This window comes from Lysinibacillus capsici, assembly GCF_003367505.1.
GTDB classification, from domain to species: Bacteria; Bacillota; Bacilli; order Bacillales_A; family Planococcaceae; genus Lysinibacillus; species Lysinibacillus capsici.
The window spans coordinates 77,148-92,727 of the sequence record NZ_PXXX01000025.1 but is presented as its reverse complement, the minus strand read 5'-3'; the positions used below and the strand labels follow the sequence as shown (position 1 = coordinate 92,727).

Here is a 15,580-nt window from a genome sequence, read left to right as displayed (position 1 = left end):
TCTTATAGGGTACAGTTTAAAAATGGATTATACTAAAATCTATAATAAGGAACTGATTGCCTTAGTAAAAGAGAAAATAAAGTCCGTCGGTGAAATTAAAGCGGTGAAGTTTGTGAGAGAACAAACAGATATGTCCTTAATACAGGCAAAAAAATTTGTCGATTTTTGTAAAGAATAGACGTAAAAATTAGAGTCATTAAACTGTAGCTCTAATTTTTTATGAATTTATCTTCAATAGTCATTGAACTACTAAATAAGAAATATATGAGAAAACGCTATTATTAATAAAAATTAGTTATTCAACAAACGGGCGATTTTTCATAATAAGGAAAAGTGTCATTCTTTATGAATAGGACCATATTGCTAAAGAAGACTCTTTAATGAAGAAGAAGAAAATTTCCTCGAGCAGATCATTGACAATAGTTGAAAGGCTATCTTGAATACAGAGACGAAGGTGTAAATGAAACAAACCCGGGATTGGATTCCCGGGTTTGTTTTTACTTATTGGCAATTATGACCAATTTACCTGTATCCAGTTCCTTCTCGAATTGAGCAGCTTCCGATTCACTTAATCCGACAGAAGCTAACTTGTTGCGGAGTTCATCTCCACGGGAATTCACCAGGTTCTTCAGAGAAGTCAGGAACCCTTGCTCGCTAATACCAGCTTCTTCTGTCCCGAGTGCTTCGTTAATATCATCTTCACGTTCTTCATAGTGCGCAAAGATGTAAATGTTATCTCGAAGATATCCTTGCGCTTCTAATTTCTCCACTTCTTGTTTCGCCTGTACTACGTTTTCTACTGTCAATTTGACTGTCATTATTGATCCCTCCTATATATGTTCACATTCAATCTATTCCACTAAATTGAATGGATAAAACATCTTTTTAGTTTTTAATTATGTTAGAGTGGCATTAACAACTAATGGAATACTAATGAACAACTAGAAAACATTGGGAGTTGTTATTCTAAATCTTTATTCCAAAGCTACGTCCAATTCTTTATAGAGTCGGGTTTTTTTGTTTGCAATCAATAGAGGATTTAGAGAAACATCAGAGAATTGTATATAAGTACCATTATATGTAATGAAGAGCTTATAGGAGTTGTATGAAGATGATTGTGACAACTAGACCGTTAAAAATTAAATACAATAAATCAGCAAATACTTTTCAGGAGTTTATGCAAATTAATCACAACAAACATTCTCTTACGAAGGAAGTTGTTTTTCTACGATATATCGGTATACCTGATTCTGTAGATTTTTATAAAGATGAGATTCTAAAAATGGAGGAGTATTTCTCCAAGCAAAGCATTTTTTATTTACGACTGCATAAGCTTGAGGTCATTCGTAATAAGGAAGATGTAGATAGATTGTCGGAAAGTTGGAGAATGTGGCAGACTGCTGCTGAAAACCCGCAATTACTGTATAAGCTATCTTTGTGCAGTAAATTAGCGAGTGATCAACTTGAATGGACAAAAAAGCTAAGCTTTAAACAGATGATTCAACTATTTAAAGAAAATCAGCCTTATCCTAATGAAACGTTGTTAAAAAATTTTGCAGTTAAATTTTTGTTTTGGATGGATTATTATTTACCACAAATTTTTTCGGAGGAAAATCCAACTTCCCCCAAAATTGTTTTTATAGGTGACATTACGCAGCATGAATTACTATTTTTATATTTCTTATCGTCACTGGGGTGTGATATTTGTTACATGAATCCCAAAGGAGATATTGCCAATTTGTACCCTATAATAGAAGCGTCATCTACCTTACATATGTGTCGACATTTCTATGAAAAAGAAATAACATTGCCTATTAAAAGTACTTCAAGACAATTGAACATTCCTGCTCAAAAAACGAATGCGACGGAGGAGTGGAGCTATGAGCAATTAGCCTCCTTAGCCACATCTGTTGTGATGATTAAGACCTTCGGGGAGGATGACAAGGTTTTATGCTATGGCTCTGGTGTCGTTCTCCACCAAGATGGATATATTTTAACAAACCTGCATGTTGTGGGTGGTGGAAAATATTATTCTGTGCTCTATGAAAATGATACCAACGAGTATATTACCCATCAATTTGTAAAATATCATGATATGCATGATTTGGCTATTTTGAAGGTAGACAGAATAAGCCATCCTTTACCTGTAAAAATGGATGGACAATTAGTTCGAGGGCAAAAAATTGTGGCGATTGGCAGTCCGTTAGGATTGTTTAACTCAGTTTCTGATGGGATTGTTTCGGGTTTTCGTGATATTCGGCAAATGTCTATGATTCAATTTACAGCCGCTATATCAAATGGCAGTTCAGGTGGTGCTTTATTGGATATGCATGGGCGATTGGTTGGTCTGATTACAGCAGGCTTCGATGATGGTCAAAACCTTAATTTGGCTGTACCTGCCAATCTAATTTATCAGTTTGCTCAAAACTTTATAGAAATACCGTGTTGAATTTCCACTATTCGACCATTGCTTTTTCTTCAGTAATCTTATAGAATGTAGAACGGTATAAATGAACGATATATAAATCCTTTAATACGGTCCAGAGAGGCTGAAAAGGGCTATGTGATATTTTTAAGCTAATATCTTTGCTTTGTCATGCCCTTTTGTCCTCTGTGACGGAAGGGCTTTTATTATTGTTTCGTACCCCTCTTTTAAAGGAAGTCCCGTGAGGCTTCAAAAGAGAATGGACAAGACAGCTATAATCCATTCACTAAAAGAGATCGACAACTAGAAAATGGAGGCTAAAAAGAATGGATTATCGTAAAAAAACCGTGGTTGCTTCAGTGGCAGGGCTAACGCTAGAAGGAATGGACATTATGTTTATTTCCTTTGCTATGACAATGATTATTGCAGAATTTAATATTGATCTTGCAACAGGTGGATTGATTTCATCCATCACGAATATTGGGATGCTACTGGGTGGTATTATTTTCGGTGTATTAGCAGATAAATATGGTCGAGTAAAAGTGTTTACGTATACGATTATTTTGTTTGCCATCGGAACGGCCTTAACAGGAGTAGCAACAAGTATTGAACAAGTTTATGTTTATAGATTTATCGCTGGTTTAGGTGCTGGCGGAGAATATGGTATTGGGATGGCGCTTGTGGCGGAGGCTTGGCCAAAGAATAAACAAGGTAGAGCATCCTCTTATGTCAGTGTAGGTGCACAATATGGAGTAATTTTAGCTGCTTTATTAAGTGCTATTATTTTACCAACTTTAGGGTGGCGTGCATTATTCTTTGTAGGATTACTACCAGTTATTTTCGCCTTTATCGTACGTAAAAATATTGATGAATCACCAGAATGGTTAGCAGCGCAGAAACAACAAAATAATAAGCAAGAGAACGGGAAATTAGCACAATTATTTGCTTCACCTCGTATCACCATGACAACACTCTCCCTAATTCTAATGGCAACTGTTCAAATTGCAGGCTATAATGGTCTAATGATTTGGCTACCTTCGATGTTACAGAAATCGCAAGGTTTATCGGTTTCAAGCTCAGCATTGTGGACAATTAGTACCGCAGTTGGCATGATCATTGGAATGCTGACGTTTGGTAGATTTATGGATCGTTTTGGTGCAAAGCGAACATTCGGGATCTTTTTAGTAGCCTCTGCATGTGCTGTATTCTTTTACTCGTTTGCAACAGGTGCAGTAGCGATATTAGTAGGCGGTGCGGTTGTAGGATTCTTCTCTAATGGAATGTTTGCAGGGTATGGTGCATTAATTAGTAGCTTTTATCCAGTACAAATTCGCAGTACAGCAACAAACACCATTTTTAACTTTGGACGAGCTATAGGTGGGTTTTCACCAATCTTTGTAGGTTTTATTTTACAAAGCTACGATATGACTGTCGTGATGATTTACTTAGCAGCACTGTATTGTATTTCCTTTATCGTTATGCTAACGCTTAAGAGCTCAGGGAAGGAATTGCAAACAGCATAATTTTATAGAGCACGAAAGAACGAATTCCAATTATGTAAATGGGATTCGTTCTTTTCTTATTAGTATTTAATTATAATAAACCTTTTGAACGTTTTTCAGCGATTTCAACAAGACGTTTTGTAATCTCTCCTCCAACGGAACCATTTGCACGAGAAGATGCTTCTGGCCCAAGCTGAACGCCAAACTCTTGTGCAATTTCATATTTCATTTGATTGACAGCCTCATGTACTCCAGGTACTAGAAGTTTATTTGAACTGCGGTTATTGTTAGCCATTGTTCTCACCTCCTTGACCTTAGAATGGTTGCGATTAAATTTTTCATACATTTAAAAAGTAGGAAATGCACACGCTATTTGCTAACAACAACAACTTGTGGAAAGCTAGCAATAATCAGCAAACTCTCTGTTATAATTAAGCCTGGCTCTTTACTATATAAGGTTAATTAAAGGAGGAAATATAATGACAAATAATGATATCTTAATTCGTTTACGCTATGCGTTCGATATAAAAAATGTAGATATGGTAGAAATTTTTAAACTTGGTGGCATGGATTATACAAAGGAAGAAGTATTAAATATGCTGATTAAGATTAATGATGAGGAAGAAGCGCCAGAGGAATACATCAAATGTAATAATAAAATGTTAGAGGCATTTTTAAATGGATTAATTACTTTTAAACGCGGGCCTCAGAAACCAAGAGAAGGACAGGCTGTTGGACCTTTACCTGTGTCAGGTAAAGAAAGCCCAAATAATATGCTGCTAAAGAAAGTAAAAATTGCTTTAGCTTTAACAACTGAGGAGATGCTTGAGATTTTATATGACGGCGGCATTAAAGTTACAAAAGGTGAATTAGGTGCTATTTTAAGAAATCCAAGTCATCGTAATTATAAAGAGTGTGGCGATTCATTCGTACGAAATTTTTTAAGGGGCCTAACATATAAATATAGAGCATAATGCACAATGGATATCAATCATAAAGTGCCATTTTTTTCTTTAAAACTCGTTGACAATTTGTGACGAAATTGTGTACAATAAAATTATCACAAAATGTTCACAAAAAAGATGAAAAATGTTCACAGACAAAGGGGTGCTTGTATGATTTATTTTGACATCTTATTAGTAGCTATTGCATGTATTACAATGCCTTTTATTGTTGCAGTTATGTTAGATATTTTTTATGCGGAACGAAAAAAAGTACGCTTTTCATTACGTCGTACTTCCGTATGGTATATCGCTATGTTTGCGTTATCCTTTATACCTTCCGTATTACTTGTCACACAAAACGTATAATTTATTCAAACACTTAGGGGTAAGTGAATTGAAAGTGGACAGCTACAACGCTAATTGAGGTTGTAGCTGTTTTATTTTGTTCAATAGATGAATCATAATTAAGTAATTTATATAATTATTAATGAAGGAACAGCTAGTATAAAATATGTATGTTTTAAGTAGAGAGCATTGACTACTTTTACCTACTGTGTTAATTTTGGTAGGGAAATATAGGCAAATTTACTGAAAAGTAAAGACGCAAAGCTACAGGTCTAAGGCAATAAATGCTATGGCGGCTGGGTTGCAAAAGAGTGCTAGTTGTATCATTCTCATTCTAGTTTTTGTTCTTTTATGCCTATTTCTTTTGAAATAGGCATTTTTTTGCAAGTAAAGTTCAAAGGAGGAAAAGGGGAAATGAAGTTGTTAAAAAACACATCATTAAAAAATAAGCTTTTACTAACAGTCTCTATCGTTGTATTACTGCTTATCGCTATTATTACGACGCAAAGTATTAGTGAATTGAATAATCGGATGAATGTGGATTTGGAGCAAGAATTAAAAAGTGTTGGTTTATTAACAGCTATGAGCTTAGACAGTGATGAAGTAAAAGATTTGCTGTCCGAAAAAGGGGAAACAAACGCAAAGTTTACAAAGATCCAAAAGCAACTTGATATGATTCAGGACCAGCAAGGTATTATGAGCTGGAGTTATATTTGGGATGTCAAGGATGAGGGTGGCGTCAATCCAATTGGCTATACCTCTAATCTAAATGAAGTATATGAAGCCGGTGAAATTTTTACTGATTTAGCGGATGAACATGTAGAAACAGCAAAATTAGCTATTGAAAATAATAGTACAGAGGTAACTGATATTTTCGAGGATCCTTTTGGTTCTTGGAGAACGGTTTTTAGTCCTATTAAAGATGATAATGGCCAACTGATTGCCCTATTAGGGATTGATTACTCCGCTGATTATATCAATACGATTATTAAAACAAGTGTGATTAAGCAAATTGTCATTGCCATTATCGGCATTTTAATTTTATTAGTTTTAGTTTACATAATTATAGATCGACTATTAAAGCCACTGAAAAAAGTAGTGAACGTTGCCAATCAAGTGGCAAATGGTGAATTAATAGATGTGGATTTAGAGACATCAAAGGATGAAATTGGTAAATTATCTGAATCCATTCGTACAATGGTGGCTAATTTGCAACATATTATTTTAAACATACGCAATACATCCAATCACGTTTCTTCAGCAGCCAATCAATTAACGGTACATGCTGGTGAAACTTATAACAGCTCAACAAATATTGCACTAGACATGAATCAAATTACACAAAATGCTGAGGCCTCGATGACCATGACAGAGGAAACAGCTGCTGCTATGGAAGAAACTGCAACAGGTATTCAGCAAATTGCTGATTCTGCAAATGTAGCTGCGGAATCCTCTATTTCAGCATCACAGGCTTCTGAACGAGGCAATGAAGTTGTACAACAAGTTATTGCTCAAATGGAGTTAATTAATGATTCTGTTGAACAAATAGGGACAACCATTAATGGACTACATGTTAATACTAAAAAAATAAGTGAAATTGTTAGCTTAATTACTGCTATAGCTGATCAAACAAATCTATTAGCTTTAAATGCTGCGATCGAAGCGGCACGAGCAGGTGAACACGGTAAAGGCTTTGCCGTTGTTGCGGATGAAGTGAGACGCTTAGCTGAACAATCCTCTCAATCAGCAACAGAAATTTACAATTTAATTAGTTCTATTCAGTCTGATTCAAACGCTTCTATCACGGTTATGGAGAAAGGTAAAGAGGATGTTAAGGTAGGGATGGCATTTACCAATGAAGTAGGCGAAATCTTTAAAGAAATTCTTACTTCCTCAGAAGAAGTAGCTAGCCAAATACGTGAAATTTCAGCAGCCTCACAACAAATTTCTGCATCCTCAGAAGAAGTGGCGGCATCTGTTAATAATATTAAACAATCTGCAGAGCAGTCAGCAGAGTTCTCTTCAAATGTCTCGAATTCTACACAAGAGCAATTATCTACCATGCAGGAAGTAAAGGATGCCTCTTCATCACTGGGCAAAACAGCAGAAGAGCTGCAAGGTCTAGTGGCAAAATTCAAATTGGAGAATGATCATAATGGACATTAATTTTACAGGAAAAAATGTTTTAATTACAGGCTCTAGTAAAGGAATCGGTAAAGCAATTGCTTTAGGCTTTGCGCAACATGGAGCCAATATTTTAATTAATTATATTGGGGATGAGCAAGAGGCAGAAGCTGTACGTGCAGAAGCAGAAAAGTTGGGTGTGAAAGCTTTAATATTCCACGCAGATGTTTCTAACTCTCAAGAAGTACAAGCGATGCATCAATTTATGGACGAGCATCTCGGGAATCTTGATATTCTTGTAAATAACGCTGGATTTGCACAGGGTTCCAGCATTACAGATTTAACGGATGAGCAGTGGGATCGTATGATTAAAGTTCATTTATATGGCTGTTTCTATAATTGCCGTGAAGCAGCAAAAAGAATGAAGGAACGTAATACAGGAAAAATCATCAATATTTCATCTGATATTGGTAGCTTGGGTTGTGAAGAATTCACGCATTATTCAGCTGCAAAGGGTGCTATTAATGCTTTTACAAAGGCTTTAGCAAGAGAATTAGCACCTTCTATACTTGTCAATGCAGTTGCTCCTAGTGGAACATTTACGGACATTCTACAAGAGTTTGGCGATAACTATGTGGAGGAAGAATCCGCAAAATATCCATTAAAACGTTTAGCACAACCAGAAGAAATTGCGAAAAGTGTATTATTTTTAGCCTCTAATCATGCTGACTTCTATACAGGTCAAATTTTAACGCCAAATGGTGGGGTCGTAATGAACGGTTAATGGAAAACGAAGGAGTAAATAATGTTAAATATTATTATCTTTTGCTTATACTTATTATTTATCTATTATATTGGCTATAAAGGCTATAAGCGTGTCAACACAGCCGAGGATTTAATTGTTGCTGGCTGGAGCATGCCTTTATCCGTTGTCACGGGTAGTTTAGTCGCTGCATTATTAGCAGCTCCCTTCTTTTTTGCAGCGGTAGGCTCTGGCTATACAAGTGGTGGCTTTGAAGGTTCGGCAACAATGGGTGGTTTAGGGACTTGTATGATTCTTGGAGCACTCATTTGGACAAAGCCATTACGACGTTTAAAGGGCTGGACATTAGCAGATTACTACGGTTTACGCTATGGCAGTAAAAAGCTAGGAGCCTATACAGGGGTTGTTATGGCAATTGCTTTTGGAGTTTTTAATGCAGCGGCGTTAACAGTTGGTGGAACGTATATTATTCAGCAATTGTTGCAAATTGATTTTATACCTGCGGCGCTTCTATTTGTATCGCTAACGGCTATTTATTCAGTTATTGGTGGTTTATGGGCAGTAGCCTATACTGAAATCGTACAAGGTGCGCTTGCAGTGGCAGGTATTTTGGGTATTACCATTTTTATTTTGTTTTACTATCCAGACGTTACATTTAATCCCGAGTGGTGGAATATCAGTACATTATTTGAGAAGGCAGGAGCAGAATTCTGGACTTTGTATCTTGTACTAGCACTTGGAGATATCCCTGCAGTTGACCTTGGGCAGAGGGTAGCTGCTGCAAAAAGTCCACGGGTGGCACAACGAAGCATGATTATTGCTGGTATTATTGTCATTGCAATTAGCTGGATTCCAGGGATGCTAGGGGAAGCCTTTAAGTCTATTTATCCTGAAAGCACAAACCCAGAAACATTGATGCTTACCTTTGCACAAGGTTATTTTCCTCCTTTATTAGCAGCTATTTTCTTAACAGCCATGGCAGCCATGGGGATGTCTACAGTAGCTGCATGTTATGTAGCGACTTCAGGGATTGTGACAAAGAATATTTATTTAGATTTTATTAATCACAATCCTGATCCTAAGAAGCTATTAAGATTTTCGCGATCTATTATTCTAGCTAGTGCTTTATTAGGTTTAGTGCTAGCTGTAAGCTTCCAAAAAGTAATTGATTTAGCTTATTTAGCTTGGGATATTATATTCGTAACAATATTCTGGCCAATCGTTTTAGGACCATTTTGGAAACGTGTCAGTACACCAGCAGTTTGGGCAAGTATTTCCGTTGGCTTAGTTTATTACATTGTGACATCACTAACATTCGTACCTAGTCTGACAATCCAATCAGAAGGCTTCATAGGTCTATTAAATGAATTATGGCAGGCTCCTGTATTTTCAGGTGTTGTTATAACTGGTATCACAATTGTCGTGGTGAGCATACTCGTTCCGCCATCTGAGCATGTTCTTGAGATGCATAAAATAGAAAAAGATAAAACATTAGACGACGTAAGTAGTAAAGAAGAGCTAATTGGTCGTTAAAAGCAAAAGCACGGATTCATTGTAAAGTTCAATGAATTCGTGTTTTTTATTAGAATGAAACGATAGAATCAAGAATACTATTGCTAGTACATCATCTGAATTTTTCTAGTGATTATCTTGATAAAGGCGGGAATTGGATGAAAAATATTTTCTTCATTTTATTAGGGATTGTCTATCTTTATCTAGCAAATGCCATTGAATTAGTCATTATTAAGCAACTATTTTTTTTAATCGGGCTGGCTTTAGTCGGTCTAGGGAGTATCCGTTATTTAAAAGAGCGTTATATTGCCATACAAACTTTGACAGCCATGACGGAAGCTAGTGAGGAGGAGATAATGGCTATTCCTCATACACAATGTACAGTTTCCAATGATGCTTTAAATGCTTTACTGTTAAATGAACAGACAAACATGCTTATTTTCGCCCGAAGAGAAGCTTTAGACGAAGAACTAAAAATTATAGAGGTTCCATTTAACAGAATATATGAGGTTGCCATCATGGAAGATGAAGTATTTACGGTTAGAACAAAGAATCATCTAATGAGTGGTTCCTTACTTGCTGAAGCAGATGAAATAGAAGAAGAGGAGGTAGAAGAAGATACAATTTCACAGCTGTCGCTAAAGTTAGTAGTAGATCATTTATCAGAGCCTATTCAAGAATATATGTTCATGGATAATAGTGAAGATCCCATATCAAAAGAGGAGGATGACTATAAAGAAGCCATAGAGCTTTGTGAGAAATGGTTTCAAAAGATAAGTGTTATTATTAAACGTCATGAACTGGAACGAGTGCCAATAAGTCATTGGCAATAAGAGAGAAGGCTATCTCAAAATAGAAAAATTTGAGATAGCCTTTGTTGTTTAGATGATTAAATTTTAAATTGCTGTAGCTGCGTATTTAACTCTTCGGCCATTCCAGCAAGCTGATTTGCACTTCTAGCGATTTCATCCATTGTAGCGGCTGTTTCCTCAACAGTTGCTGTTGTTTGCTCAACGCCAGCAGCGGATTCCTGTGAAATGGAGGCCATATCATCAATAGAAGCATTAATGGTTTCCGAATTTTGAGCAAGCTGATTTAAATTCGTTGTAATCGTTGAAATATTAACTATCATATCCCCAACAGCATCAGAAATTTTTTCAAATGTTTCATTAGTTTCATCGAGCTGTGTGGTTCCTCTTCTTACTTCCTCATAGCCAGTCTGAAGGGCAGATGTTACATTGCCAGTTTCACCTTGAATACGCTGGACAATTGTTGCAATATCCGTGACAGAGAACTGTACTTGCTCAGCAAGCTTTCGGACTTCATCTGCCACAACAGCAAAGCCCTTGCCATGCTCACCTGCTCGTGCTGCTTCGATTGCTGCATTTAATGCAAGTAAATTTGTTTGGTTTGAAATATCATCGATAACTGACACTAGCTTGGATATTTCGGCAGACTGTTCATTTAAATTTTCTACCTTTTTCACAGAGTCTAATACAATTTCATTTATTGTAGCCATTTGTTTGGTAGATTGCACCATTAAACTTTTCCCTGAAACCGTTAATTTTTGAACATGACTAGAATGTTCGCTTAATTCAATGCCCTCTTGTGTAGTTTCATGAATGCTACGCTTAAATGCTGTCATTGTTTCTGCCAAATCACCTGTGGTAGATGCTTGTGTTTCTGTACCAGATGCCAGCTCTTGCATCGTTACTGTAATTTGCTCAGTACCTGCTTGTACCTCATTCGATGATTGAGCAAGTTCTTCACTACTAGCTGCTACTGTTTCAGAAACCGAGTAGATAGACTGGATCGTTTGTTTTAATTTTTCGTTCATGTCATTGGCTGCTACCATTAATGTTCCAATTTCATCTCGGGCTTTTACAGGCAGAGGCTCTAGTTGCAAATTTCCATCTGCTAATTCTTTCATCCGGTCGGCTACTACTGTAACAGGTTTAGAGATGGTACTGGCTGTGATAAAGGCAATTAGAATACCAGCTATAGTTAGAATCAAGCTAAAGGCGATACCAATTGTTCGATTCTCAGAGCTAGTTGATACAACATCATTACCGACATCTGTAATGGCTTTAGCTCGTTCATCTGCCAGTTTTTCGTAACCATATCGCACTTTCGTTACGAGTTCATGTGTATCCATTAAATTTTCTAAAGCTAATTCTTTATTGCCCTTTTGGTAGATATCAAATACCTCTGTATTGACAAGGGTACTCCAATCACGAGCGATTGCTACAAGTTGATCGCGTTCATCTGATTTTTCATATTTGTCTAGAATAGCATTATTTTCCTCAGCCATTTTGCGATACTCATCAAATGATTCTTTGTATTTTTCGTCGCCTGTCAACACATAATTTAACGCTGCAGATAGACGGACACTCATAGAGAGTGCTAAATTTTTACTTGCATTTAAAACAACTAAATCTTCTTTCACTAAATCTTTTGCCTGTTTTTCCATATTTGTATTGGAATTGTAAGTGTAGGTTGTAAAGCTAACTACTAAAACTAACAAAAGAATAAATGCACTTAAAATTCGTGTTTTAAGTGTTTTAAACTTGATAATGCCTTTCATTTTCCCATCCCTTTACTATCTCATTGAGAAATTTTTTCAACACAAGTATTATTTTATAACTAATTATGTGTATTAATAAGCCTTTCGATAGAAATATTTAAAAATAGTTTTTTAGTACAATGATATAATTATTTTCCTTTTCTTAATAGTTAAATATATATAGATGTCTAACAACTAATTTATATGTTTATGTAGAATTTCCTATATAGAAAGAAAATACACCTGAAGCAAAATGCTTCAAGTGCCATAAGTAAAGGATTCTCTATTGTTTTTGATTTTTCGCCTGGCGTTCCCACTGTAGAAGGGAAGGATAAGGGTCAAAAGCCCATTCAGTTTTTCCATTAAATTTATAAATACCATAATGGAGATGTGGAGGGAATTTGCCCGATGTACCTTCTTTCCCATATCCAGAGCTTCCAACATAGCCAAGAACAGTACCAGGTTTAACAATTGTACCTACTTCAATTTCCTTATGATAGCTACCGAGGTGGGCATAATAGTGGTAGGAATTATGATTGTCGCGAATACCAATACGCCAGCCACCAAATTGATTCCATCCTTTTACCTCCACTATTCCATAAGAGGTAGATAATACAGGCGTTCCATAGCTGGCAAAAATATCAGTTCCCTCATGAATACGGCGTCCACCCCAACCACGATTGGCGCCCCAAGTGCCCCTGTAACTGTAATCAGAGCGGATATTTAGCGGGAAGGTATGTGCATCAAGTTCTATAGTTTTAAAATGTCTGTACAATGTGGAGATGGTAAATATTTGATTGACTGCTTCTTCGCTTCCGTAATATTCCCATAATGCTAATTTAAAATCCTCATCTGTTGTTCCAAATTTCCCTAAATAACTAGCCATCGAAAAAATGACATCCTCATCATCCTTTGGACTAGCGATTCCATCATGATTACCGTCAAGGCCCATTCCTCCGAAATAGCTAATTGTCTCAGGAGAAGTGTCTTCCTTTACAGGATTTAATGCACCTGACCAGTATTCATCAGAAAATTGGATAGCCAAATAGCCTTCTCGTTTAGGGATGTCTTTACGAACTGATTGTAGGTTTCTCTCATACTGATCGATAGCAGCTAAAAAATGCCATGGAATGAGTAATTCATCGAATTGTACATAATAGGACATACGCTGCTGTAAAATTTCTTCTTCTGTAAGATCCTCCTTTGCAAAAGAGGCAGAAGGGTACAGCATAATCCCTAAAAATAAAAATGTGAAAAGAAATATAAAATGGCGATGCAATGATGGACCTCCTTTCTAACGTTAGAATAACCGAAATTTTTATCTTCATTCAGTAAGGTTCTATGTATGAAAACAGTTGATATATCGGCAATTTTTTTGCCCCCAAAAATAGAAATAATAAGAAGAAACTTCATCAAAGAAAAAGTAATGGTATCATCATGCCATTAACTTCATACTATGTTATAAATCAAGCCCTGAATGGAGGGAAGGCTATTAACATTTTAGATAAAGTGAAAAACTATCGCGAAGAAGAAAACAGGCTGAAGTGGGAAGGGACATTTGCAGATTATTTAAACATCATTAGGGAAAGACCTGAAGTTGCTCAAACAGCCCATTCACGCGTCTACAATATGATAAAAAGTTCTGGTGTAGAGGAACGCGATGGGCAAAAAATGTACAAATTTTTCGGACAAGAAATTTTTGGGCTTGAAACAGCAATTGAAAGACTGGTGGAGGAATATTTCCATCCAGCAGCACGCAGGTTAGATGTTAGAAAACGTATTTTATTATTAATGGGACCAGTTAGTGGTGGTAAATCAACTATCGTTACCTTACTAAAACGCGGATTAGAGCAATATTCGCGAACAGATGAAGGTGCAGTTTACGCAATTAAGGGATGTCCAATGCATGAAGATCCGCTCCATTTAATTCCACATCATTTGCGTAATGAGTTCTTTGAGGAATATGGGATTAGAATTGAAGGAAGTTTATCGCCTTTAAATACAATGCGTCTTGAAAAGGAATACGATGGACGCATTGAAAATGTAATGATTGAACGTATTACTTTTTCAGAAGATAAACGTGTGGGTATAGGGACATTTACACCATCAGACCCTAAATCACAGGATATTGCAGATTTAACAGGAAGTATTGATTTTTCTACAATTGGTGAATTTGGTTCAGAGTCGGATCCTCGTGCTTACCGCTTTGATGGGGAGCTGAATAAGGCTAATAGAGGAATGATGGAATTCCAGGAGATGCTAAAACTAGATGAAAAATTCTTATGGAATTTATTATCATTAACGCAGGAAGGAAATTTCAAAGCAGGAAGATTTGCTTTAATTAGTGCAGATGAGTTAATCGTTGCTCATACAAATGAAACAGAGTATCGTTCATTTATTTCGAACAAAAAGAATGAGGCATTACATTCTCGAATTATCGTTATGCCAATTCCCTACAACCTCAAAGTTAGTCAGGAAGAGCATATTTATGAAAAGATGATAAAAGAGAGCGATATGTCCCATGTCCATATTGCACCGCATGCTTTAAAGGCCGCAGCAATCTTTTCGGTTCTCACTCGTTTGGAAGTTCCGAAAAAACAAGGTGTGGATCTAATTAAAAAAATGCGCTTGTACGACGGAGAAAATGTGGAGGGATTTAATTCCGTTGACTTAGAGGAGCTGAAGAAAGAGTTCCCGAATGAAGGCATGAACGGTATTGATCCACGCTATATTATTAACCGTATTTCTTCTGCTATTATTCGCAAAGAGATACCATCGATAAATGCATTAGACGTTTTACGAGCATTGAAGGATGGGTTAGATCAGCATGCATCGATTTCTCAAGAGGATCGTGAAAAATACATGAATTACATTGCGGTTGCTCGTAGAGAATATGATGAGATTGCTAAAAATGAAGTACAAAAGGCTTTTGTGTACTCCTATGAGGAATCGGCAAAAACATTGATGAATAACTACCTTGATAATGTAGAGGCATTCTGTAATAAAAATAAAATTTATGATCCACTTACTGGGGAAGAAATGAATCCAGATGAAAAATTAATGCGCTCGATTGAGGAGCAAATTGGCATTTCAGAAAATGCTAAAAAGGCATTCCGTGAAGAGATTCTCATTCGAATTTCTGCCTATGCACGAAAAGGTAAACGTTTTGATTATAATTCTCATGAAAGATTGCGAGAGGCCATTCAGAAGAAATTATTTGCAGATTTAAAAGATATCGTTAAAATTACTACTTCTTCTAAAATGCCAGATGAATCTCAACTGAAGAAGATTAATGAGGTTGTGGCAAGGCTTGTTGATGAACATGGCTATAATACAACATCAGCAAATGAGTTGCTACAGTATGTAGGAAGTTTGCTCAATCGATAACTTGATGTGCATTGT

Annotated in this window: 13 protein-coding genes and 1 riboswitch; of the genes, 9 read left to right on the top strand and 4 right to left on the bottom strand. The window is 36.3% G+C overall.

Annotated elements, in window-relative coordinates; translation table 11 throughout:
• Positions 1-497: 497 nt before the first annotated feature.
• Positions 498-818, bottom strand: a complete 321-nt coding sequence (locus tag C7B89_RS21330) for a YflT domain-containing protein (RefSeq protein ID WP_054548992.1) — start codon at positions 816-818, stop codon at positions 498-500.
• A gap of 293 nt (positions 819-1,111) precedes the next feature.
• Between C7B89_RS21330 and C7B89_RS21325 the strand changes: the two genes are divergently transcribed.
• Positions 1,112-2,449: a trypsin-like peptidase domain-containing protein gene (locus C7B89_RS21325; RefSeq protein WP_115674552.1), complete on the top strand. Its 1,338-nt coding sequence runs from the start codon at positions 1,112-1,114 to the stop codon at positions 2,447-2,449.
• Between the two features lie 302 nt (positions 2,450-2,751).
• Positions 2,752-3,948 carry an MFS transporter gene (locus C7B89_RS21320; RefSeq protein ID WP_004225665.1) on the top strand — a complete coding sequence of 399 codons (1,197 nt, stop codon included), beginning with the start codon at positions 2,752-2,754 and terminating at the stop codon, positions 3,946-3,948.
• A gap of 70 nt (positions 3,949-4,018) precedes the next feature.
• Here the strand turns inward: C7B89_RS21320 and C7B89_RS21315 are convergent, their stop codons facing one another.
• Positions 4,019-4,222 (bottom strand): alpha/beta-type small acid-soluble spore protein, encoded by a 204-nt coding sequence (locus tag C7B89_RS21315; RefSeq protein ID WP_004225662.1) that lies wholly within the window; start codon positions 4,220-4,222, stop codon positions 4,019-4,021.
• A gap of 184 nt (positions 4,223-4,406) precedes the next feature.
• Here C7B89_RS21315 and C7B89_RS21310 point away from each other — a divergent pair, with 184 nt between their 5' ends.
• The 6 genes from C7B89_RS21310 (at position 4,407) to C7B89_RS21285 (ending at position 10,448) form a co-directional block, all read left to right on the top strand.
• The gene (locus C7B89_RS21310) at positions 4,407-4,901 is read left to right on the top strand and encodes a YehS family protein (protein WP_103118849.1); all 495 of its coding nucleotides are present in this window, start codon (positions 4,407-4,409) and stop codon (positions 4,899-4,901) included.
• 141 nt (positions 4,902-5,042) lie between these two features.
• Complete coding sequence (locus C7B89_RS21305; RefSeq protein WP_004225659.1) at positions 5,043-5,237, top strand: hypothetical protein; 195 nt, start codon at positions 5,043-5,045, stop codon at positions 5,235-5,237.
• A 202-nt stretch (positions 5,238-5,439) separates the two neighbouring features.
• Positions 5,440-5,525: riboswitch (cyclic di-GMP riboswitch) on the top strand.
• A gap of 105 nt (positions 5,526-5,630) precedes the next feature.
• Positions 5,631-7,382, top strand: a complete 1,752-nt coding sequence (locus C7B89_RS21300; protein ID WP_115674551.1) for a methyl-accepting chemotaxis protein — start codon at positions 5,631-5,633, stop codon at positions 7,380-7,382.
• The gene (locus C7B89_RS21295) at positions 7,372-8,124 is read left to right on the top strand and encodes an SDR family NAD(P)-dependent oxidoreductase (RefSeq protein WP_009374257.1); all 753 of its coding nucleotides are present in this window, start codon (positions 7,372-7,374) and stop codon (positions 8,122-8,124) included. Before C7B89_RS21300 ends, C7B89_RS21295 begins: the two co-directional genes overlap by 11 nt.
• Before the next feature lie 21 nt (positions 8,125-8,145).
• Positions 8,146-9,636, top strand: coding sequence for a sodium:solute symporter family protein (locus C7B89_RS21290; protein ID WP_048394850.1), 1,491 nt, complete (start codon positions 8,146-8,148; stop codon positions 9,634-9,636).
• A gap of 137 nt (positions 9,637-9,773) precedes the next feature.
• Positions 9,774-10,448 (top strand): hypothetical protein, encoded by a 675-nt coding sequence (locus C7B89_RS21285; RefSeq protein ID WP_054548995.1) that lies wholly within the window; start codon positions 9,774-9,776, stop codon positions 10,446-10,448.
• A gap of 56 nt (positions 10,449-10,504) precedes the next feature.
• Here C7B89_RS21285 and C7B89_RS21280 read toward each other — a convergent pair whose 3' ends face one another.
• Together C7B89_RS21280 and C7B89_RS21275 are read right to left on the bottom strand one after the other, a co-directional pair.
• Positions 10,505-12,199 carry a methyl-accepting chemotaxis protein gene (locus tag C7B89_RS21280; RefSeq protein WP_115674550.1) on the bottom strand — a complete coding sequence of 565 codons (1,695 nt, stop codon included), beginning with the start codon at positions 12,197-12,199 and terminating at the stop codon, positions 10,505-10,507.
• 262 nt (positions 12,200-12,461) lie between these two features.
• Complete coding sequence (locus C7B89_RS21275; RefSeq protein ID WP_081010945.1) at positions 12,462-13,457, bottom strand: M23 family metallopeptidase; 996 nt, start codon at positions 13,455-13,457, stop codon at positions 12,462-12,464.
• Positions 13,458-13,669: 212 nt separating this feature from the next.
• On the opposite strand from C7B89_RS21275, the gene C7B89_RS21270 reads away from it, so the two are divergent.
• Positions 13,670-15,565: a PrkA family serine protein kinase gene (locus tag C7B89_RS21270; protein WP_039884612.1), complete on the top strand. Its 1,896-nt coding sequence runs from the start codon at positions 13,670-13,672 to the stop codon at positions 15,563-15,565.
• The last annotated feature ends 15 nt before the right edge of the window (positions 15,566-15,580 follow it).

Excerpts from the sequence above, each read along its gene's own strand:
- C7B89_RS21280 (WP_115674550.1), bottom strand. The coding sequence starts at position 12,199 with ATGAAAGGCATTATCAAGTTTAAAACACTTAAAACACGAATTTTAAGT.
- C7B89_RS21285 (WP_054548995.1), top strand. The coding sequence starts at position 9,774 with ATGAAAAATATTTTCTTCATTTTATTAGGGATTGTCTATCTTTATCTA.
- C7B89_RS21315 (WP_004225662.1), bottom strand. The coding sequence starts at position 4,222 with ATGGCTAACAATAACCGCAGTTCAAATAAACTTCTAGTACCTGGAGTA.
- C7B89_RS21330 (WP_054548992.1), bottom strand. The coding sequence starts at position 818 with ATGACAGTCAAATTGACAGTAGAAAACGTAGTACAGGCGAAACAAGAA.
- C7B89_RS21295 (WP_009374257.1), top strand. The coding sequence starts at position 7,372 with ATGGACATTAATTTTACAGGAAAAAATGTTTTAATTACAGGCTCTAGT.
- C7B89_RS21305 (WP_004225659.1), top strand. The coding sequence starts at position 5,043 with ATGATTTATTTTGACATCTTATTAGTAGCTATTGCATGTATTACAATG.
- C7B89_RS21300 (WP_115674551.1), top strand. The coding sequence starts at position 5,631 with ATGAAGTTGTTAAAAAACACATCATTAAAAAATAAGCTTTTACTAACA.
- C7B89_RS21290 (WP_048394850.1), top strand. The coding sequence starts at position 8,146 with ATGTTAAATATTATTATCTTTTGCTTATACTTATTATTTATCTATTAT.
- C7B89_RS21310 (WP_103118849.1), top strand. The coding sequence starts at position 4,407 with ATGACAAATAATGATATCTTAATTCGTTTACGCTATGCGTTCGATATA.
- C7B89_RS21325 (WP_115674552.1), top strand. The coding sequence starts at position 1,112 with ATGATTGTGACAACTAGACCGTTAAAAATTAAATACAATAAATCAGCA.
- C7B89_RS21320 (WP_004225665.1), top strand. The coding sequence starts at position 2,752 with ATGGATTATCGTAAAAAAACCGTGGTTGCTTCAGTGGCAGGGCTAACG.